The organism is Flammeovirga aprica JL-4 (assembly GCF_012844305.1).
Taxonomy (GTDB): Bacteria; Bacteroidota; Bacteroidia; order Cytophagales; family Flammeovirgaceae; genus Flammeovirga; species Flammeovirga aprica.
Genome location: NZ_JABANE010000054.1, coordinates 1 through 22,047 on the forward strand (window position 1 = coordinate 1; position 22,047 = coordinate 22,047).

11 protein-coding genes are annotated in these 22,047 nt (G+C 36.3%); 2 read left to right on the forward strand and 9 right to left on the reverse strand.

Annotated elements, in window-relative coordinates:
- Positions 1-289: 289 nt before the first annotated feature.
- The 3 genes from HHU12_RS18855 to HHU12_RS18865 form a co-directional block, all read right to left on the reverse strand.
- The gene (locus HHU12_RS18855) at positions 290-1,390 is read right to left on the reverse strand and encodes a phospholipase D-like domain-containing protein (protein ID WP_169658292.1); all 1,101 of its coding nucleotides are present in this window, start codon (positions 1,388-1,390) and stop codon (positions 290-292) included.
- A 482-nt stretch (positions 1,391-1,872) separates the two neighbouring features.
- A complete protein-coding gene (locus tag HHU12_RS18860; RefSeq protein ID WP_169658293.1) occupies positions 1,873-3,249 on the reverse strand; it encodes a hypothetical protein in 1,377 nt (458 codons plus the stop codon).
- 30 nt (positions 3,250-3,279) lie between these two features.
- Positions 3,280-6,057 (reverse strand): TonB-dependent receptor, encoded by a 2,778-nt coding sequence (locus HHU12_RS18865; RefSeq protein ID WP_169658294.1) that lies wholly within the window; start codon positions 6,055-6,057, stop codon positions 3,280-3,282.
- A gap of 607 nt (positions 6,058-6,664) precedes the next feature.
- Between HHU12_RS18865 and HHU12_RS18870 the strand changes: the two genes are divergently transcribed.
- Together HHU12_RS18870 and HHU12_RS18875 are read left to right on the forward strand one after the other, a co-directional pair.
- Complete coding sequence (locus tag HHU12_RS18870) at positions 6,665-7,723, forward strand: hypothetical protein (RefSeq protein WP_169658295.1); 1,059 nt, start codon at positions 6,665-6,667, stop codon at positions 7,721-7,723.
- A 605-nt stretch (positions 7,724-8,328) separates the two neighbouring features.
- A complete protein-coding gene (locus HHU12_RS18875; protein ID WP_169658296.1) occupies positions 8,329-9,975 on the forward strand; it encodes a DUF6377 domain-containing protein in 1,647 nt (548 codons plus the stop codon).
- A 120-nt stretch (positions 9,976-10,095) separates the two neighbouring features.
- Here HHU12_RS18875 and HHU12_RS18880 read toward each other — a convergent pair whose 3' ends face one another.
- The 6 genes from HHU12_RS18880 to HHU12_RS18905 form a co-directional block, all read right to left on the reverse strand.
- Positions 10,096-11,121, reverse strand: a complete 1,026-nt coding sequence (locus HHU12_RS18880; RefSeq protein ID WP_169658297.1) for an NPCBM/NEW2 domain-containing protein — start codon at positions 11,119-11,121, stop codon at positions 10,096-10,098.
- Between the two features lie 989 nt (positions 11,122-12,110).
- On the reverse strand, positions 12,111-12,326 hold the full coding sequence (locus tag HHU12_RS18885; protein WP_169658298.1) for a hypothetical protein: 216 nt from the start codon (positions 12,324-12,326) through the stop codon (positions 12,111-12,113).
- A 174-nt stretch (positions 12,327-12,500) separates the two neighbouring features.
- Positions 12,501-16,934, reverse strand: coding sequence for a T9SS type A sorting domain-containing protein (locus HHU12_RS18890; RefSeq protein WP_169658299.1), 4,434 nt, complete (start codon positions 16,932-16,934; stop codon positions 12,501-12,503).
- Positions 16,935-17,213: 279 nt separating this feature from the next.
- Positions 17,214-18,674: a glycoside hydrolase family 30 protein gene (locus tag HHU12_RS18895; RefSeq protein ID WP_169658300.1), complete on the reverse strand. Its 1,461-nt coding sequence runs from the start codon at positions 18,672-18,674 to the stop codon at positions 17,214-17,216.
- Between the two features lie 83 nt (positions 18,675-18,757).
- The gene (locus HHU12_RS18900; protein WP_169658301.1) at positions 18,758-20,539 is read right to left on the reverse strand and encodes a SusE domain-containing protein; all 1,782 of its coding nucleotides are present in this window, start codon (positions 20,537-20,539) and stop codon (positions 18,758-18,760) included.
- A 19-nt stretch (positions 20,540-20,558) separates the two neighbouring features.
- Positions 20,559-22,043, reverse strand: a complete 1,485-nt coding sequence (locus tag HHU12_RS18905; protein WP_169658302.1) for a RagB/SusD family nutrient uptake outer membrane protein — start codon at positions 22,041-22,043, stop codon at positions 20,559-20,561.
- Positions 22,044-22,047: the final 4 nt, after the last annotated feature.

Below are 22,047 nucleotides of genomic sequence, written 5' to 3' on the forward strand. Positions count from 1 at the left end.
ATTCATCACCATGTCAGTGATCAATATATCCAACGATATTTAGATGAATTTCATTTTCGATTTAATAGAAGGGTATATCGGAAAACAATTTTCAAAAAATTATTGGCACGGATGGTTTCTTCAATTCATGTCACCCAAAAACAGCTTTGTGATTGGGCGACGTAAGTTTATATACCTATAAATTTAAAAAGGAATAGTCGATGTATCATTACTAAAACGTGCCCCATGACTGAACTCATGGGGTCACGAAACATCCCTTTTTTCTCCCCTATTTATTATTGATCACACTCTACATCCCAAAAACAGTCTCCAACCACACTTTATAATCAGCCACAATACTTGAATGTTCTAACTTCAAAATCGCCTCATTATTATATCTCAGTGACCTTGCTCTGAAATTATGAGCACCCGTCCAGACTGCACTGTTTTCACCGTCTTCAATTAAGATTGTTTTGTTATGAATTGATCTAGCACTGATCCATTTTACAATGCAATTATCATAGTTGGTATTCCACTCATTCAGTTGGTCTTCCCATCTTTTATCCAAGTTATCTGTCCTTAATGGAGGTGCCATGATGTGTAAAGTTGTTCCTTGATCCAATAATCCTTGTAATGTAGATTTTAGTGTAGGGCGGTCATCTTCCCACTTGGAATTCATAATAGTAACAACAGCTGTATTGCTTACTCCTGAAAAAATATCAACAGCAATATCTCCGCCTGTGAGTTTTGGTAAGAAGCCTACCGTAGCTTGTCCGTGTTGTTGCCACTCAAAAGACCACTCTCTTAACTTCTTTTCATTATAGGCTACTTCCATATCTTCGTAGTTAGATACAAAAACATTGTAAAGTGCCTCATCCGCCAGCATTACCATATCTTGGTATTTGGAGTTGTCCTTGGCTGTAAAATTATAGCTCGTCTGTAATACAATATTTCTTCTTATAGAATCTGATGTTGCAATTCCTGAACTCAATAGGTATTTATTGTGATTGATAGATTTTGAAGAAAGGTAGTTGTTGTATCTTAAAAAAGTAGTCACACTATCTTGTAAGATTTTGGCCGTGTAATTATTGACCTCATCGATATCCAACATTACATGCACCTCTACTCCTCTTCGCATTGCTTCTAATAAACGGTCTCTAATAGTACCGGTAGAAAACTTAAAAAGATTGACATGGATCGTTTCACCACTTGGGGTGGCATCAATGATGTTATTTACATTTTCATAATATATAGTGGAGGAGTTTTTCAAGTCTTCATCTGTGGGTAAGACTGTAATAGGGAATTCTTCATCGAAGGTGAAAGTATGTGCAGGAACATCAGAAGTGATCGTATCTGCTACTTCACATGAAAAGAAAAAGAGAGGAAGGAAGAGTAGGAAAAGGTGTTTCATTAGTTTAGAAAGAATTGATTTTATATACCCGTTATTTTCTTGTCTACCCGTAGTTTTCGTCCGCTACAAAAAAAGTTTATCTTAAATGGCTTGGTTCTACTTCCAAACTTCCTTCTTCTTCATTTTTTGTCTTGAAACAAAAACGAAGCAAAAAATTCAAGGCTTAGAAGTCAAAAGCTAAATTCCATTACTTTCGCCTAAATGATTTTAAACTCTCTAAAGCTCAAACAAGAAAATCATTCTTTACGGCTCAATTCATGAAATTCTTTACGCTTTTCCCTTCAAGGCCAGGAAAGCATTACCAGACGAATTGGGTAAAAAATACTTGCTCGAATGAATACTATAAGCATTCGAAAAACTTAGTTTACAATTTATTTCAATAACAGGAAACGGTTTTTTTTGAGATAAAAAGAAAGGAATAAAGTACTTTGGATTTCAGGTAAAGCACTTTATTCCTTTTATTATTGACGTTCGTCTACTAATTATTTAGTACCGTATGCACCAATGTAAGAGGCTGAGTTTGGAACTGCGAAAGTTTTTCCAGCTACAGAGATTGACTTGTACATAGGAACTACTTGATCAGAACCTGCATCTTTAGCAGATGAAGTTGAAGATAAGTGGAAGTCGTACTGTGCCCAATCCTCGAATTTCACTGTTTCGATTGGCGTATAGAAAGCCTCTTCACCGTCGATTGCTTCGATTTTGAATGCCTCAACATTAAAGTTTACGAAACCAGGCTTACCTGTAGTAATTGAAGACTCAGATACATTTTTTAATACACCATTACTTGGAGCAAACTCATTTTGGATGATGTCATTGTAACCATAGTAGAATTGGTTTCCGATAGTAGTGTTTTCCATATCTACGTTAGTGTCACCTGTTGCATGATCTCCAACGATACGTACACCATAACGGCAGTTTACGATAATGTTATTGAAAACTTTACCTCTTGCACCATCTTCGATGTTTACAGAACCACCACGACCTGACTTTGATCTTCTCCATCCGCCAGAAACGATAGTGTTGTTGTAAGCGTTGATGTTAGTTTGTACAGCATCACCGTTTTTGTTTGACCATTTAGGACCGTTTGTAGCGATGTGGTAAAAAAGGTTGTAAGCGATATCACCAGTAGTGCCTGCTTTGATGTTTAATGCTTCTCCACCTGTAGCACCGATAAATGCGAATACGTTATTGTAGAATGAGATTTGACCACCTTCAGGACGGAATGCATCATCTACCATATAAGCGATTGTTGAGTTGTGAACCACTATTTTTGTTTCAGAGCTTTCAGAGTAGAAACCATAAGAAGGTTCACCTACTTCAAAACCTAATTCTCTTTGAATAGAAAAATGCTCATCTGTTAAGATACCGTTAGCAAATTCCATTACTACGTGGTCCAATACGAAAGACTTCGCTGTAGCAGTACAGACAAAACCAGCCCAAGCTTGTAAGTTGAAGATGTTTGCTTCAGTTCTGTCAGCATCAGGAACAGTAAAGTAGATAGGGTCCTCAGCAGTACCTAACGCATGTAAGTTACCGTCGATGATAAATTCAGGAGCAACATCTTTATCTGCTAAAACTTTTACACCTGGCTCGATTGTTAATGTAACACCTTCTTTAATTACTACGTGATTTCCGAAGTTTACAGTGATACCTGAAGCCCAAGTTTCATCTTCAGTAATGTTATATACCTCTGTAATTGTGATGTCTTCAGCTTCTTCCGGAGTGATAGGGTTGTCCACATCAGGAGTGTCATTATCATCTCCTAAAATTTCAGTGTCTTCGCTACATGATACCACAACGAATAGTGTAGAAAGGACCAAAAGACCTTTTACAAGAAAAGAGTTAAAAGTTTTCATTTTAAACTTAAAAAAATTGTTTTGAATAGATTATAATTTGTACTTAATACCCAATTGGAAATTACGTCCGTAACGTTCATCCCTCACCTTAAGGGGATCACCAGGATTACCTTGTTTAGGGTATTTAGATTGTCTTTCATTAAGTTCTTGATCCACGTAAAGTACAAGTGGTGTGTCAAGAAGATTTCTAGCTTTCACGAAAAATGTTAGCCCAAAATCAAAGTGTTTTTCCATTGAAAAGTCCATTTGCCATCTTGCTTCCTGCCAGAAGTCCTTTTCATAATATCTTACTACCTGATCAATTCTTTTGCCTGTAAATACATTGGCTAGTTGAATGTCAAGGCCCATTTTCTGGTTTTTGTACAGCAATGAAACATTACCGATATGTGCAGACTGTCCTTGTAGTGGACGTGTTTGATCAACATCTACAGGTTTATTATTGGAAGAAGGATCATTAGGATCATCTCTTACGTATAATATCTTGGTTGTTGTAATACTTGATTGTGTGTAAGTATAATTGGCTTTGATACCAAAGTTTCTAAAGTACTTTGTGGCGTCAATTTCCAAACCGTAGTTGACAGCAGAACCAAAGTTATCAGGCTGTAAATAAGTTCTGCCTCTTTCGTCTCTTTTTACTCCGCTTTCAATTGGATCTTGGATGTTTTTATAGAATAACCCAATAAATAAATTATCTCTTACACCTGGGAAAACTTCGTAACGCAGATCAATATTATCCGCTATTGTTCGCTTCAAATCTGGGTTTCCTTTTTCATCAATTCCTGTATCAGTTACTTCTTCTCCTATTGAATAAGGAACAATTTCGAAGAAGCCTGGACGGATCACAGAACGGAAGTATGAGGCTCTTAAGTTTGAGTTTTCATTTAGCTTATAACGAAAATGTAAACTCGGTAAGTAATCCACATACTCCTGTCCTCCTTCAGGATCCATTTCATAAGGAGGATGTCTTAAAGTATACCCTTGATCTGTATGTTCCACACGTACACCACCTACTATTTCTGTGCGTTGAGAAGGCTCATATTTATACTCAACATAGTAAGCTAAAATGTTTTCATGTGCATCATAATTCAGAGGGTTTGTTCTTCCTCCTTTTGGGTTTGATAGTGACCAGTCTACTTCATTGTATTTCCAGTCTTCACCCGTTTTGGTTTCATTGTTAAGGGGTTTAAAGTTGTAACGGATGTAATTGTTAGTTCTTTCTTTATTTCTGTACATTCCACCTACTTTCAACTCTCCAAAGCGATCCAAATCGACCGTGTTGTTGATATAAGCAGAATAATCTCTATCTGAGTTATCTTCCCAAATTCTGTATTGAGAACCAAAGTCCTCTACACGCACCTGATTGGGCACTCCATTTACAAAAGCGGCATTTCTTGTAAAAATGGTTTGGTCAGGACGGTTTCTAGTGGCTAATGAATACACGGCAGACCAATCCAATTTCCAAGCAGGTAATATTTGATGTTTACCTTGCAGTGTTGAGTTCTGGATCTTCTGTTCAGTAGTTCTTATTCTAGTCACAAAAGTAGCCGTACCACTCTGACTTTCTGGATCATACTCTCCGTCCCAAAGTCTATACCTTACAGTCTCTCTTACCTGATCTTCTCTTTCATAAATCAAGGCATTGTACAAACTGATACTGTGTTTGTTATTGAAAACATAATCAATTTTATTATGAACACCTCCCCTTGTCATGGCAGAAGAATACTGTCTGTATTCATAGGTTTCAAGGTCAACTAAATTTGTAATTTGGTTATAACCCACATCATATACATGTGTATCAGAACCTCTATGCAATTTTTGTAAACTACCTGCCAATACAACACCTAATTTACCATCTAAGAAACGATTACTAACCGATGCACCTAAATTAAAATCAATTGGATTGTAAGTTTCTTTAGGCACTAAATTGTCCGTTGTAAAGTCATTAAATGTCGCACTATATCCTTCAACGGCTCTATCATGCGGAGCAATTTTATTGGTCAGAGACTGATCATACGTAAGGAAAGGCTGTCCTCCATCTTTTAAGAATAAGGTGTTCATACCACCAGAAGCATTGATCTTAAAGCTAAAACGATCTTTCGCATTTTTCATGATCAAGTTCATAGCACCACCTACCGCATCACCTTCCATACTTGGTGTTAAAGCCTTAGTAACCTCCACACGGTCAAGCAATTCAGAAGGAAACATATCCAAAGGAACATATCTGTTTTTATTATCAGGAGATGGAATTTTCACACCATTTACTAAAGTGTAAGAATATCTTTTAGGCATACCTCTTACAATGGCGAAACTTCCTACACCAGAATTATTTTGTTCCAAAGAAACACCTGATACTCTTTGCATTACATCAGCAACGTTCAGGTCGGGTGAAAGTTCAATAGTACTCGCTGAAACCACATTCAATACCATAGGTGAATGCTGTTCTGTAGCTCTTGCACTTGCATCCGTGTCTAATTCTCTCGAAGCTCTAACTTCCACTTCGGCTAACTCTTGATGATCTTCTTTCAACACAAAATCAACTACTGTCTCTCCACTTACAGTCACTGATTTTATTTGTGTTTTAAAGCCTACAAAAGATGCTTTAAGATTGAGAGAACTATTGTTTGTCCCTTTAATAATGTAAGTACCATCAAGACCTACAATTGCACCATTAGTGGTGCCTTCCACTACAACAGACGCCCCAATTAAGGCTTCTCCATTTTTGTCTGTTATAGTCCCTTTAATTACTTGTGCTGATGCTAAAAAAGTCGTCAGATGAAAAATTATCATCAGCAGTAAAGACTTATACATTTGTCTAGTTTAGATTGATTACGGTGCAAAAGTGAGAAACTGAAATCGAACTGTAACCACAAAAGAGATTACGAAATTTTTAAAATCAATGAACCTTTTATGAACAACAAAAGCTAAAATGAATTCAATCTTACAGAATAAAAAATCTTTCATTAACAGTGAGTATTCATTCATAAATTTTCCATAAGAATTGATAAAATGTTAATAACACAATTAAAACGACAATAATTTTAAAACATAAAACACTATTAATCAATGTATTAATTTGTTAATGAAAATTACACCACCACAACTCACAACAAAGTTCACCATTACTCAAAAACTAAAAAAATGTGAATATTTTTTTAGAAGATTAAAATTAAAAAAAATAAAAACTGCTAAAGTCTCTTTTTTATCAATGAATTTTTCTTATGTACAAAGACTTAAAACACTGATTACATCCAATTGTTAATCTTTCATCAGCATTAATTACAAATCATTATACATAATGATGTGCTTGAATGCCTAAAATTGGAGACAATCTGATTATATTGCGCTTTCAAATTTATTTTATTGAGAAATAGATTAAAGAATAGCTTTAATTAAAATATAGCTCCAAAAAAATTCAATGGGAAAGAATATTAATTTATCAAAATACTTAACTGAAGAGTTTGAAACAAGAGAAGGTTTAGATGCCTTGCTTGAATTCGTAGTATCCAGCTGGAATGACATTCAAAGTCTAGAGGCTTCTAGTATTTTGGAAAATTCAGAAACACCAAACGACCAAATTTTGGGTTTCCTTTCGTCAATAGATGCTCAACTTGATTATGGAAAAGGGTATAGAGATTTTGAAAATAGTCTTCTACCTTCATTGCAGAAAATATCAGATAGAATCAATAAACAGTTTGATCTTGTTCTAAATCCTTATTTCAAGAAAAGATCAATTACCAGTGAACAAGAACGTAAGGTTGATATCAAGGATATGACCAACTTGATTGTTTTAATGGAATCGTTATTGATCAACTATGACCTTGAAGAATATGATGAGGATATTGAGATCTACAAGAAAGTATTCTTAGACGGTAAAATTGACCAGAAACCTTTTGGAGTGAAAAACTTCTTGGCTAAAACAGTCGGTAAGTTTTTAGTAATGGCTAATAATAATGTCATCTCTTATGAGGAAAAGGAATTAGCAGAAAAGTTAGTGGCTTATAAGAAGCGATTGACTGCTGATATTCTTTTCTTGATCTTCAACGTAAGCTGGTTGCCAAAAGAAAGAACGTATAAAAATACTTTAACGCTCAACTTGCTTCAGTCAATGGAATTGGGTGACAACTTGGAGGATTATGGTGATATCATGACGCAAGTTTTGGCTTATACACAAAAGGTCAAAAACTTAAACCCAAGTATTGTTAGAGAATGCACAGTATTCCATGATTATACTTTACCAAAATACTTGGAGTGGAAGCAATTAGAAATCAAAGACAGAACGTTCAAACCGCTAGGTCAAGTGGAAGAGTTCAATATCCTTTTCGCTAAGAAATTAGGTTTCTTTACAGTAGATACAATCCAAAGTAATGGTAACAGTGATATTGTAAGAGCCGGATACCCTATCGTAAACGGACACTTCGTTTGGGAAAATATTCCAATGGGTGATAAAGCCAATAAAAAGGTAGTTTATCAGTAAACACCTTTTAATATAAATAATCAATCCCGCTTTCATATTTGGTTTGAAGGCGGGATTTTTTTGTGCTTTTGAAAATGAAAATTTAGTGTAGTAACTATTGGGGTATTCGACGACGCTATAATGATGAGATAATTCATTTTAAAACGTTCTTTTTTTTTATAGATTTGACACACACTGTAATGTAAATTAAGTTTCGAAGACTCATTGTAATTAGAAATCAGGAGATTTCTGATGATCTGTAGGACACGAATGACGCTACCGCTTAACATTCGCACCATTAAGCTTACTAGCACATTAGTTTGGTAGTACTACCCCTGGCCTTGAAGGGAAAAGCGTTAAGAATTTCATGAAATGAGCCGTTAAAAATGATTTTCTTGTTTGAGCTTTAGCGAGTTTAAAATCATTTAGGCGAGAGGAATGAAATTTAGCTTTTGACTTCTAAGCCTTGAATTTTTTGCTTCGTTTTTGTTTTAAGACAAAAATGAAGAAGTAGGAAGCTTGAAAATAGATCCTAGAACGCTTGTAGAAATATGAATTTGAAGTTGACGAAAGTTTAATTTACAATGTACCAACTACATAATTATCTAAACCATTTTTTTAACTGAATGTATAAATTTTTTACTCCTTTATTACTACTTCTTTTAACATCACTCACGTCATTGGGCAACAATGAGCTGGATTCACTTTACAAAGAACTAGATTTGTTGATTGCACAGCGACCTCAATTGGAGCTTCAAAAGAATAAAGAAATTGACAAGTTCAGGTATGTGATGGAAAGCGATACCACAGCCTTAAGAGAGAAATATTTTTTGGCCATGGAAATCTTCAAGCTGTATGAAGTTTTTGAGTTTTATGGTGCCCTTCACTTTATCAATGAAGCTATCAAATTTTCAAAAGAGCTGGGAGAAGAAAAGCTAATCAATGATACCTATATCAACCTGGCTAATCTTTTAATCAGGTCTGGAATTTATCTTGAATCTGAAGAGATCCTCGAAGGTATTGATCAGAGTACATTGAGCAATAGTCAGTTGATTTTTTATAACCTTATTTATAAAGAACTTTATTATCAGCTCTCATTTTACACTCGTGTAAAACACCTGAAAAAGAGTTACCAAGAAAAATATCAGCATTATTCAAAAATACTTTTAGAGCTTCTACCTGAGCATTCAGATGAATATCTAGCCATTAAAGAAGTGCAAGCTTTAGATCAGAAAAATGTACAAGAAGCCAGAAGAATCAATGCCTTAAGGTTGTCAAGAACTCAAGTAGGACAGAGAGAATATTCCAAAATTACTTTCTTGCATTCTATTACTTATGAGTTTGAAAAAGACCTTGAGAATCAGAAAAAATACCTTGTGCTCTCCGCTATTTCTGATGTAAAGGGCTCCATTAAAGATAATGCCTCATTAGCAGTTTTAGCTAATCAACTGTACAAAAGTGGTGACTTGGAAAGAGCCTACAAGTACATCAATATCTCTTATGAAGATGCTCATTTCTATAATTCTGATCTTAGAAAAATTCAAATTGCCGATATTCTCCCTTTAATTTCAAAATCTTACGAGGATCAATTAATAGAGCAAAAGCTTAGTTTACAGGTTTTTACAATCGTCACTTCTTTACTCTCTTTTGTTCTAATTTTTGCCTTTTTCTACATCAGAAGGCAGGTGAATATTGTACGAAAAGCTAGAAATAAATCAGTGGAAGTAAACGATCAGTTGAAGACTTCGAATGCTGAGTTAATTACTGCCAATGAACAGTTGAAAAAACTTCATTCTGACCTTTACAAAACCAATCACGTGAAGGAAGTTTATATTGGTGAATTTTTAAAAATCTGTTCTGATTATATCGACAAGCTAGAAAATCAGGCAATGCATACACAGAAAATGCTGATTGGAAGAAAGTATGGTGTTTTACTCGATGAAATCAAAAATCAAGATGTCAGAAAGGTGGAAATGAAGCAGTTTTATAAAAACTTTGATACCACTTTCTTGAATATCTACCCTGACTTTGTGGAGGAAATGAATCGATTATTAGATCCTGAAGACCCTATTAAATTGAAAGCAAAAGACTTATTGAATACAGAATTAAGAATTTTTGCATTGGTGAGATTGGGAATTTCAGATAGTGCCAAAATCTCTAAGCTATTGGGTAATTCGGTGACTACAATCTATAATTATAGGGTGAAAATCAAGAATAAAGCAGTGGTAGATCGGGAGCGTTTTGAAGAATATGTGATGAAGATTGGGGAATGAGTTAAGAATTAAGGATGAATAATGTAGAATGATGGTAGCACTTGTTGTGGTTCTTACAAATAAGCTCCAACCTCTCGAACCACCTTCATTCTACATTCTTAATTCTTCATTAAAAAAATACTATTTTGTTCCACCTGAAAGCATGAAGTAAGCACTGGCCCAGCTTGCGTGGTCACCGCCTCTTTCTCCATCTTCTTCATCAACGATTAATGTTACTTGCTTTTTACCCGCAACATCCAATACTAATCTTTCTGGTTTTTGCTTTGTTGACTTGATCGCTCCGCTATTGTATGCTTCTTGACCATCAATAAGAATACGCATTCTGATAATACCACCGTTTGAATCATTCGCACCAGGAGTTACTACAAACTGCTTGTAATTTGCTTCTACTGGGAAAACTAAAGTGGATGGAGCGTGAACACCTAAACCTTTGTTGTATTTTTTTCCTTTCAAGCTGATTTTGCCACCTTCAATACCTTCGTTGTTCATCACTCTCCAGTAAGAATCTACAGTTGATGCCAATTCTTTTGTTAAATGTACTTTTTCACCTGCCAACTCGTCATCTGCCAATTCAGATTCTAATTTTGACATCAGATCTGGATTCTTAGGTTTGTTGGCTTTTTTTCCTTCTACAAAAAATGCTTCAGCCCAGTCTGCATGGTCACCACCTTTGTCTTCCAACTCATCTACAACCAATGTGATGATTGTTGCTCCAGTAACATCAATGGCATGCATTTTTGGTTTATACCCCTTCTTGCTTGAAATTACTCCAGAATTAAATACTTCCTCATTGTCCACTTTGATCGACATCTTTATCAAACCATTATGGGCATCATCGGGACCTGGAACTACATAAAAATATTGTGCTTTTGGAGGTACTTTAAAAGTCATGTTAGAAGGTGCGTGAACTCCAAGACCTTTTGAATATTGCACTCCTTTCATTGTCAACTTCTCACCACTTACCGCTTTATCTTCGTTTACTTTCCAGTAAGAAGAGCTATTTGTCAAAGCGTCTTTACTTCTTAAGTGGACTTTCTTTCCTTTCATGATTTCCACTTCAGGAGTTTGAGTTTCGGTTTGTGCGTATGCTCCTGCATTAAGAATAAGAAGAGCTCCTAATGCTAATAATTTCTTTTGAACGTTCATTTCAAATCTCTCTTTTAATAAAAAAATATCATAATTGAATTAGTCTGTTGCTTCACTAATTCTGTTAATCAAATTGTTTTGAATCACACCTAAAGGTAGAAATAGCCTATTTTTTAAAAATGCTTTAATCTTTCATTTCTTATAACAGAATATTCAGGTAAAGTTTAGATCAATTTGTAATTATCAGTAAACACCTATATCACAACACCTTACACGTATCATCATTTTAACTATTGACTATTGATATGGTGAGTTATAATACAAAAAGTTAAATCCCCTCCTATTGATAATACTATTTTTGAGTCAACATCATTTAATAAATACGAGTAAAAAAAATAACAATTTTCAATTCATGATTATAGATTTGTACGCTTATTATGATAGATCTGTAATAAAAATTAAGCCTTTTCTAAAGTACATTTGTAAAGATAATTTTGGTTTACAAGTAAGGTATATCAGGGGCAATGCAATTTTGTGTTGATTCAATTTTGAATGGCTTCAAGACTGCATTTTCCCTTTTAAAAAAATAGCTAAAACCATTTTTCTATTGAATTAGGAAAAGAAGATTTTTTGATAATACAAGGGGGGGATAAAACGATTTTGATAGAGATTTTTGGAATGACCGGCAAAAATAATGAAAAGAAATGATGCCCCTCCTTTTCTCTTTTTTAGATAAGTGCAAGGAGAGAAGAAATAGAACAAAATATCGTGCTCCATGACTTGAAGTCATGGGCTTTTGGGGAGCTATCCTTCTTTCCGACTTTCATTATAGACTTGGTATACTTCAATAATTAATTAGATCTGACCTTTATTTTTAAGACACTCAGGTCGAATATTATAATTAAAAGTTGAACATTGAAGTGTCTTCCCAAAAGACCATAATTTCAATTATGGGTCTACGAAATATCCCTTTTCTTCTGTCATAGTACATAAAAAATCCCACATAAAATGCGGGATTTAGCTGTTTGTCATTTATTGTTCAAGCTCAGTTAACTGAGCAGGGCTTTGATTCTTTGCTCTGCTTGTTCCACTGAAGAATACGTTTCTGACTTTCTGAATAGATTTCCTTTTAAATCATAGATCTCATATTTTCCATGTTTCACATAACAAGGATAAACTAATGAAATTTCACCTTTATCAGACTTATATGAAACGGTATCTGAAAAAGGGCCATTCTGAAAGGATTTTTGTATGTTACTTTCCATTTTCAATTACTTTATACAATAGTTATACGTAATTGAGGGGTATTAGTCTTGGAAATTTGAATTTATTACTATTCCTCTTTGCTAGAACATCGTCTTTTTAAAAAAATTAAACCAAAAAATAAGACCCATTAATACTAATGAGCCTTATCTCCGTTATTAATAAAAACAGAAAATTTATTGGATTATCACCTTCTTCTTGACCGTATTTTCACTGATTGAAATATTTAAAAGATAGATTCCTTTTTGCAACTGCTCTACTTTTATCTTCTGCTGTCCTAATTCAGAAGGTTGTACCCTGTAGATCAATTGCCCTCTTAAATCATAAATGCTGATTTCATCGAGGTTGATATCGGATTCAATGCTAAATATTCCTTGAGAAGGATTTGGAAACACACTGATCTTTCTTTCTAGATCATTCTCTAAGCTATTGATTATATGTCCAGTAATTGTTATTTCTTTCGTTCCTGAAACAGTCGATCCTTCCTGCATTGTTGTAGCAGTGATTGTTACCATTCCGTCTTTTAATGCTGTCACTAAGCCGTTTTCATCAATTGTGGCAATGCTTGTGTCACTGATCGACCACTTCACCTCTTTTACGTCTGCATTAAGAGGCATTACTGTTGCCGTCATTTGTGATGTGCCTCCTTTTTCTGTGATATTTTCACCGCTTACTGTAATATTGACTACATCGATTACACAAATGGAGCATTCATTGAAACAAACCACTTCTAAAATCAGATCTTCTGAACCTGTAGTTACTCCTCTGTTTTTAGTCCCTGCCACTTCACAGCCACTTTCTTCCATGTTCTCTGTGTTGTCCCAGTTTCTACCCATTGTAAATTGATATTCATAGCTAAAATTGGCATTCAAAGTGATGGTGACTTCCCAAATTCCGTCATTGTCTTCGTCTGTCAATTCATCAAAATTTTCTGGTGTCCAGTTGTTTGAAAGCCATGATCCTGCTATAAATACGCCTTCTTCCGGTGGTCTTTGATTGGCTAGATTTACTTTGAAAGTTACTTCAACGGTTTCAAACACTGGAGTGCTTTCTTCACATGAATTGAAAAGTAGAATAGGTAAAAGTGAATCTCCATCTACTGTAATACTTCTTTGTCCTTCAGCATTTAAACAGTCGCCTTCGAAAGCTTCAACAGTATTCCCGTAATAGTAAAGGTAAGTAAAGGCTTCCTTGTCCAATAATTCAATAGTTTGAGTATAAACTCCTGCACCAATTGAAGTCATTTCCGTTTTTATATTGTCCCATGACCCCAAGATATAAGGCTTTTCCTCTCCTTCCATTTGAGAAACATCAATACTGAAAGTCACTGAAGCGTAAACGACAGGTTCGCTTGAACATGAATTGTAAGCTACCACATCCAACACTTGAGTAGGGTTTTCAGTACCGTCACTGACTACATTCAAACTTCTGTTTTTATCACCATCCACAGCACAAGGGTTATCAGACAAATCCTCATCATTCCAATCTGCACCGTTATTGTATCTGAATTTTTGAGGGCCTTCTAATAAAGTTACTGTTGCTGTAAAAATACCATCATTGTTTTCATCGGTCATTTCTATCCAATCTTTCGGCTCCCATTTTCCATTCAATTCTACAATAAATACTTTTCCATCAACCAACTCTTCAGCATTCATATCCACTTGGAAAGTCACCGCTACCTCTTCAGGTTCAGCATCACATCTGCCGTATTTCACTGTTACTAAACTTTCAGCTCCTGTTACTTTATGCGTTCTGATTTGACCTTCTTCACAGTCTGCTCTTCCACTTTCAGCATCCTCACCATTTGTAAATTGATAATCGTAAGTGACACCTTGATTTAAGGCTACTTTTGCTTCCCAAACGTTATCAAAAGCTTCATTTTTCACCAATAGAACTTTCTCATTCCATGCTTCCTCTCCTGTTGCTTTGAATAGTAAACCAGGTGTATCTGCTTCTAGTGTTCCTAGATTTACAGAGAAGGTAATTTCATGTGAAGGTGTTTCAGCGGAACAAGAATTAAAGGCTACAACATCAACAACTTGAGTTGGGTTTTCTGATCCATCACCCACTACTTTCAAGCTTCTATTTCTGCTATCTGCAATGCCACAAGCAGTTCCTGATAAGTTTTCATCATTCCAATCTGTACCATTATTATAACGATAAACTTGCAGGCCTTCTAATAAATTAACGGTCGCTGTAAAGATCCCATCGTTATCTTCATCGGTCATTTCTACCCAGTCTTTCGGCTCCCATTTCCCATTCAATTCTACAATAAATACTTTTCCATCTACCAAATCCTCAGCATTCATATCTACTTGGAAAGTCACTCCTACGTTTTGAGGAGGTGTATCACACTCACCATATTTTACAGTCAAAAGTTCTTCATTGCCATTGACTTTTAGCGTTCTTAGATAACCGTCGCCACACTCCGCTCTATTACTTTCTTGATCGTCTCCATTCGTAAATAAGTAGCTGTAGGTTTGTCCTTGCGTAAGCGAAAGCGTGATTTCCCAAATAGAAGGCTCTTCTGCATTTTGAGTAAGAGGTACTTCGTCCATCCATATGTCTTCACCTTCTATGCGGTGAAGGATACCAGGGGAACTTGCTGTTTGATCGGCTAAATCAACAGAAAAAGTTACGTTATAGACAAGGGCTTCTGACGTACAGGAATTGAAGGCCAATACATCCAAAATTTGAACCGGATTCTCTGTACCATCACTCACCACTGTCAAGCTTCTGTTTCTATCACCGTCAACAGCACATGCTCCACCTGATAAATCTTCATCATTCCAATCGCTACCATTATTATATCTAAATTTCTGGGTCCCTTCTAACAGTTCCACCGTTGCAGTAAAAATACCGTCACCGTCTTCATCCATCATTTCTACCCAGTCTTGTTGTTCCCATTTTCCATCCAACTCTACAATAAATACTTTTCCATCTACCAACTCCTCTGCATTCATATCAACTTGAAAAGTCACCGCTACATTTTCTCTTGGCGTATCACATTCACCATAAGTCACTTTCAGCAACTCCTCTTTTCCACTCACCTTATGCGTTCTCAAGTACCCATCACTGCAGTCTGATCTACTGCTTTCCTCATCCTCTCCATTCGTAAATAAATACTCATAGTTTTGTCCTTGAGTTAAAGAAAGTGTTACTTCCCAAACTGTCGTCTCTTCTGTATTTTGAGTAAGTGCCACCTCATCATTCCATGTATCTTCACCTGCTTTACGGTAAAGAATACCAGGAACATCTGCTGTTTCATTTCCTAAATCCACAGTGAAAGTTATGTTATAAGTTGGAGCTTCAGCAGTACAAGAATTAAAAGCCACAACGTCCAATAACTGAGCAGGGGTTTCTGAACCATCGGACACAATTTCTACAGATCTGTTATTATTCGTATCATTGCCACAAGCCGTTCCTTGCATCCCTTCATCATTCCAATCTGCACCGTTGTTATATCTAAAGTTTTGAGTTCCTTCTACTAAATCAACCGTTGCTGTGAAAATACCATCATCGTTTTCATCAGTCATTTCCACCCAATCCTGCTGTTCCCATTTTCCATTCAACTCCACAATAAATACTTTTCCATCTACCAATTCCTCTGCATTCATATCCACTTGAAAAGTAGTACTTACGGTCACCACATCTTGGTCACACTCACCGAAATTCACCACTGCCACTTCCATATGTGAAGTACCCACCTCTACGCTTCTATTCTTTCCTTCTGGGCAATTTTCTCTAGCGTCTTCCCAGTTTCCACTGATAAAATTATAAGTATAAGAAGTGTTTTTGCTTAACAATACGGTTGTTTCCCAAATATTATCGCCGTCTAAATCATACAGCTTGATATCATTGTGATTCCATCCGTTTAGCCCTGTCATATACACCGCATCATCGGCAGGTTGATCGTCTCCCATATTTACTGAAAACTTCACTTCTACTTTATCACTACAAGCACCAAAAGTCAAAGCATCTAATACGATGTCTTCATTGTAGACTTTCAACCTTCTGTTTTTTCCTTCATCACATCCATCTCTGCTGTCTTCCCAATTGCCATTGATATAATTGTATGTATGTTCAGAACCCATTTTTAAGTATTGAGTCACTTCATACACTTGGTCTGCATTTTCATCAAAAAGTTGGATTTCATTGTGGTTCCAAGATCCATTCAAACCCGTCATGTACACGCCGTCAGTGACTGTTTCAGCAGACATATCTACCTTAAAAGTAACGCCTACATACGTTGGTGATCCACATTGATTGAAGATTTCTGTTTCCAAAACTACTGCATCAGTTCCTGTTACAGATAGCAATCTATTGGAGTTATTAGAGCACCCTTTGGCTGACATATTTTCTTCATTGTCCCAACTGTCAATCAAGAATTTATACTCATGGTCTCCTTCTGTGACATCTAGTGTTAGTTCATAAATGTTGTCTGCATTATCATCAGAAAGTGCAGTGAAGGACCAGCTATTAAAACTGCCTGCAATGTAAACGGTCTTGCCTACCACGTCTTCATTGCTCATATCTACAGAGAATGTGACATTGGTGGCGAAAGATTGAAGTGTTCCTATAAGGAATAAAAAAGTAATAAGGTATTTCATTTCGTTATAGCTTAGAGTAATACATAAGATCAAAGGACCTTTTGTGAGATAGTTTGAAGAAGATGTTGCTCCTTCATCAAAAAATAAAAAAGAGAGATTACTGTACTATCAAAAGAGAAAGCCTGAGCTGATAATGTTCGTGGTGTCGGTATTTCAATTGTCTATTTTTAGAACATTATCAGCGTGGTAAACTAGAAAAGAAGAAATGTAAACTAATGTTTCTTGCACCATAGTTAAAACTATGGTGCACGGAACACTCGTTTACATCTGTCCTAGTACTTACAGACTGGCTTTTGGATCATAAACCATCGTTCCTACGCTGTTGGCAGGAATGCTTAGGATATATGATTTATCCTCGCCATTCATTGTAAAGTTGATTTTCTTTTGAGCATCAGAATTATTCATAAGGAGAGTGATCACTTTTCCTTCCGGTGTTAGGAAAGAGGAGTTGGGTAAATCTCCCATATTGTTCGACTTGATTCTATGTGAACCTGATGGAATAAACTTTGAAGCTTGTGCCACTGTATAATAGGCCACATTTCTATTCACTGTATTTCCATCAATTGTCAATGCTCCAAGGCATTCAGTACATCCTCCATCAGTGTGAGGTTGAAGACTGGAATTAGCGGCTAAGTTCCATTCCAATACCGTTCTACTCCAGTTTCTTGTCGCTCCAATAAACATGTTTTCAAAGTGCCACATCAAAGTACCTCCAAAGTCATCTTCATTCGCTCCTACCCATTGTTCTGTAAAATAAACCTCCTTCGTTGGATCTGCTGTTTTTACTGTAGAAAGGGCTGAAATATTGCCGGCATACAAGTGGAAAGCAGAACCGTTGATGTATTGATTGGCTGATGAATTGATGATGCTGATAGGATAATCAGGACGGTCGCAGTTATGATCATAAGTGATGATCTTTGTTTTGATGCCTGCTTCCTGGAATTTCGGTCCTAAATGATCTGCAATAAACTCCGCCATGTCTTCAGCTTCCATTAATAAACTTGGAACGTTTCCTGGATGTAATGGCTCATTTTGTACAGTAATAGCATCAATAGTAATTCCTTCAGTGGCATAGGCCTCGATATATTTTACAAAATAGTCGGCGTAAACACTATAGTGTGTTAGCTTCAAAGAACCACCTTTGTAGTCTTGATTAGTTTTCATCCATTTTGGAGGCGACCAAGGTGTTCCTAAAAGTTTGATAGAAGGATTGATGGCTAAAATTTCCTTCAAAACAGGAATCAAATATTCTTTGTCTTTTGCGATCGTGAAGTTACCCAAGTTTTCATCTTCTGATTCTGAATACGAGAAAGGAGCCTCATCCAAATCGGAAGCACCAATACTTATTCTTAAATAACTCACGCCAATTTCATCCTCTTCATTTCCAAATAACTCCTTCAATAATTGTGTTCTTGCACCTGCAGCCATATTGTTGATATGCATCGCACTACCACCTGTTAAAGTGTATCCAAATCCATCAATTTCCTGATACGTTTGCTCTTTGTCTATTCTTAGCGTAGCCAAACTATTATCTTCTCCAAAAGAAACGGCGTCTTCCACTAAACGTAACCCTTGGTTCTGCTGTCCTCTCACATCATCTTTAGTAGTGACATAAAGTTGTATGTTTGAAATGTCTTCCAAAGGTGGAGGCGGAACATGAGGTCGTTTTGATTCATCTGTACAAGATATATTTCCGTATGCCGTTGCTATCGTTAAAAGCAGTCCTAATATTGTATTCATTTTGTCTTTAATCATAATTTTGAAAAGTTAAGAAAGCACCATTGCCTAGCAGCAGACTTAAAGCAATGGATGCTTTCAGGGATCTAATTGAAAGAGTACGTTGCAGTTTTGTAATCTCTTGAAATTTGCAGCTCGATAGAGTAAGTACCGTCTGCGGTGACAAACTTGAAGTTGGAGACATTCACTCCCTCTTCAACAAAAGCTTTATTAGTAGCGGTACCCGATGTTGCTGTTGCATCGTCCGTAGAACCTGATGCATCTGAAACGCCAAACTCTACTTCCCAAGGTGAATTGAATTTAGAATCATGTCCGCCAGTAAGGTTTTGATCTGTTATTTTGAAAGTGTAAGGATGTTCATATGTCATTGGAATTTCCGCACGGGCATCCCATCCTTCACCAGTACCATCTAACCAATGGAACAACTTGATGTTGTAATATTGCCACTCTACTTTTGGTGCATCAAAATCTATTTTCAATTGATATGCTTGATCTCTAGCCACATTAATTTCACCTTCTTCAGCTTTGAAATAAGGCGCACCTTTTACATTGTCTCCATCAGGATTTTCTGTTTCCCCTATGCTACCCATTACCGAATAAGCAGTACCAGTGCCATCAGCCATAACATTTAATGTATAAGTGATACCCGATTGCAATGCCAAATAATAAGGACTCGTAAATATATTTCCGTCTTTTATCAATTCGATCACTTCTGAACCATCCGAAGGAATTAAGAATAAAGTAGCTGGTGCTTCAATAGGTGCTGGCGGTGCCTCATCTGTTTCCACTTCCTCTACACTGTAAGTATAAGCGTTGCCTAAGAAATCTACTGAAACAATATAATCTCCCACATTTGTATTTTGAAGGTCTTCTTTCTCTAATCCAACTGCATCTGCATAAGGCTCATAAAGCAGGTTGGTAGTGCCCGGTGTTTGCTTGTACATACGGCCCCAATCACCATCAATTCTTAATACAAAACCACCCTCTTTTAATAAAGCAACAGTATCCTGGAACAAGCCATTTCCTTGATATGGAAGTGCTACATCACCTCCCCATTCACCTTCAATTGGCGTTCCTACAATCCCTAAATGATTGATTTTTTCAAGTGAAAGCACTTCATTTTTCAGGTCTAAAGCCACTCTGAAAACACCACTTTCTGTTGCAGTAATGGCATTACCACAAGCTGTCACTGTTCCATCATTTACACCATAATGAAAAGCAGGTTCTTCTAGTGCACTGACAAACGCGTAAGTTTCATCTTTTGTCAACGATGTAATGGTTTCGAAGAATGTCATCTGACCATCAATATCTCTGAATGCTTTCATTGGAATGCCTTCACTCATCGTATCTCCAGCTTCCGTTGCTGTACCGTACAGATACATTTGAGAAGGGATTGGATTTACTGAAAAACGTTTGAATTGAACCGGTGAAGAAGCATAAGAAATTCTTGATAATGAATTTGCTTTCACACCCCATTTGATGCTCGCTACTTCTCCAGCTGGGAAACATGCCTGTGCCAATACTCTGTCTATATCTTCATGTGAGATACTCGCTGTTACATCTTTTGCATTACCGTTTGCAGTTACTTCAATCAATGGATTATCATAAGATGAAGCCGTGTCCATCACTAATACCACAGAATAAGTAATAATATAATCGGCCGTATTTATGGCTTCCTCCCATTCAAAATCTACCGTTTCCGAAGGGAAAATTTCATTCAGTTCAATCGGCTCATTTTCCTGTATTGAAATGGGTTTTGGTGCCGAAAGTTTCCAATTCCCCTCAGGTTGCATATTTGATTTTGTAGTACATCCGAAAGCCAAAGCCAACAGAAAAGAAAGTACTACAGTTAAAGTATTTTTATTCATTTCCTTGTAAGTCTAGCGTTTATAATGGATTCTGTTCTAATGCAGGGTTACGGTCCAGTTCCTGCTGTGGAATAGGCAATAACATTTTAGCTTCTGTCATATTGTAATTGACCGCTTGACCGGTTCTTAAATCAATCTCAACAAGGTCATTCATAGTTGAAACCGCTAAATTATGCCTAACCAAATCATCCCAACGATGCCCTTCCTGTGCAAGTTCTAAACGTCTTTCTAAAAGAATTTTAGCTCTAAGCGCTTCTTTTGATAAACCACCACTCACTGCTTCCAAATTGGCTCTTGATCGAATCTTATTCAATTCTACCAATGCTGTTCCGCTTTGTCCTGTCTCATTTAATGCTTCAGCTTTCAATAAAACGATATCACCAAAACGAATTAAATAAGGTCTATCTGTAGAAGCCCATCCCATGGCTTTTTTCCATTTATAAGAGAATGGGATACTTGTTCCTGCAGCATTTCCCCAATATTCATCTACCCAGCTTACTTCTTCAAAAAGAACAGATGCTCCTTTTCTTTTCACATCTCCTTCTGCATCATAGGCAGCAATTAAGTCTTGAGATGGAGTCACAAACTTTCTCCATGTATCACCTGAAATTGAAGGAGGAAGTAATAACTGAGGACCAAAGTTTCCTTCATCAGTACCTAAATATTGTACCTCTAAAATGGACTCTTCATTATTGTAATGTTCGCCATCAAATAAGTGATCATAATTGGCTAAGAGTGTATAACCTGCTGAAGATTTTTCTACCTTTTCAATCGCTGCTAACGCACTTGACCAATCTTTATTTTGAGCATAAACTTTCGCCAGCAATGCATTGGCCGCACCTGCCGTAGCTCTTGCCTTATTCGTTGAACCGCCTAAATCATTTCCATTTTCATCTGTATAATAATCAGGAAGAAGATTTGCTGCATCCGTTAAATCCGTAATAATTTGCTGATACACCTCTGCTACACTGCTTCTTGGTACTCTCACATCATTAGGATCTGTAGATTTTGTAGGGGCAAGAATTAAGGGTACTCCACCGTGTAATTTTACCAGCGTAAAATAATGATACGCTCGTAAGAAAAGTGCTTCTCCTTTTATTTGTCCTTTTCGCGTATCAGAGAGTTGAGGATCAGTAACTAAATCTACTTTTTCAATTACAGTATTGGCCTTTAAAATGCCATTATAGATTTGTGACCAATTTTTGAAGACCCTTGAGTTAATAGGAGTTACCCTCAATAAATCTGCTTCAAAAACCTCTGGATTATCACCACCTGCGTAAGCATTGTCTGAACGGACATCTGAGAAGACGACATGATCCCACACATAATATTCGGCAGACTGAAAAGTTTCATAAGCACCCACCAAAGCACTCTCCATTTGAGAGGCCTTGTTGTATGCATTATCTGAGGTTTCTTCAGAGATTGGTTTTAAGTCTAAAAAATTATCACATGACATTGTTCCTAATGCAATGCCTGCTACAACTATATATTTTTTGATATTCATGATT

Coding starts and splice junctions, on each gene's coding strand:
- HHU12_RS18855 (WP_169658292.1), bottom strand. CDS start 1,390: ATGAAACACCTTTTCCTACTCTTCCTTCCTCTCTTTTTCTTTTCATGT.
- HHU12_RS18860 (WP_169658293.1), bottom strand. CDS start 3,249: ATGAAAACTTTTAACTCTTTTCTTGTAAAAGGTCTTTTGGTCCTTTCT.
- HHU12_RS18865 (WP_169658294.1), bottom strand. CDS start 6,057: ATGTATAAGTCTTTACTGCTGATGATAATTTTTCATCTGACGACTTTT.
- HHU12_RS18870 (WP_169658295.1), top strand. CDS start 6,665: ATGGGAAAGAATATTAATTTATCAAAATACTTAACTGAAGAGTTTGAA.
- HHU12_RS18875 (WP_169658296.1), top strand. CDS start 8,329: ATGTATAAATTTTTTACTCCTTTATTACTACTTCTTTTAACATCACTC.
- HHU12_RS18880 (WP_169658297.1), bottom strand. CDS start 11,121: ATGAACGTTCAAAAGAAATTATTAGCATTAGGAGCTCTTCTTATTCTT.
- HHU12_RS18885 (WP_169658298.1), bottom strand. CDS start 12,326: ATGGAAAGTAACATACAAAAATCCTTTCAGAATGGCCCTTTTTCAGAT.
- HHU12_RS18890 (WP_169658299.1), bottom strand. CDS start 16,934: ATGAAATACCTTATTACTTTTTTATTCCTTATAGGAACACTTCAATCT.
- HHU12_RS18895 (WP_169658300.1), bottom strand. CDS start 18,674: ATGAATACAATATTAGGACTGCTTTTAACGATAGCAACGGCATACGGA.
- HHU12_RS18900 (WP_169658301.1), bottom strand. CDS start 20,539: ATGAATAAAAATACTTTAACTGTAGTACTTTCTTTTCTGTTGGCTTTG.
- HHU12_RS18905 (WP_169658302.1), bottom strand. CDS start 22,043: ATGAATATCAAAAAATATATAGTTGTAGCAGGCATTGCATTAGGAACA.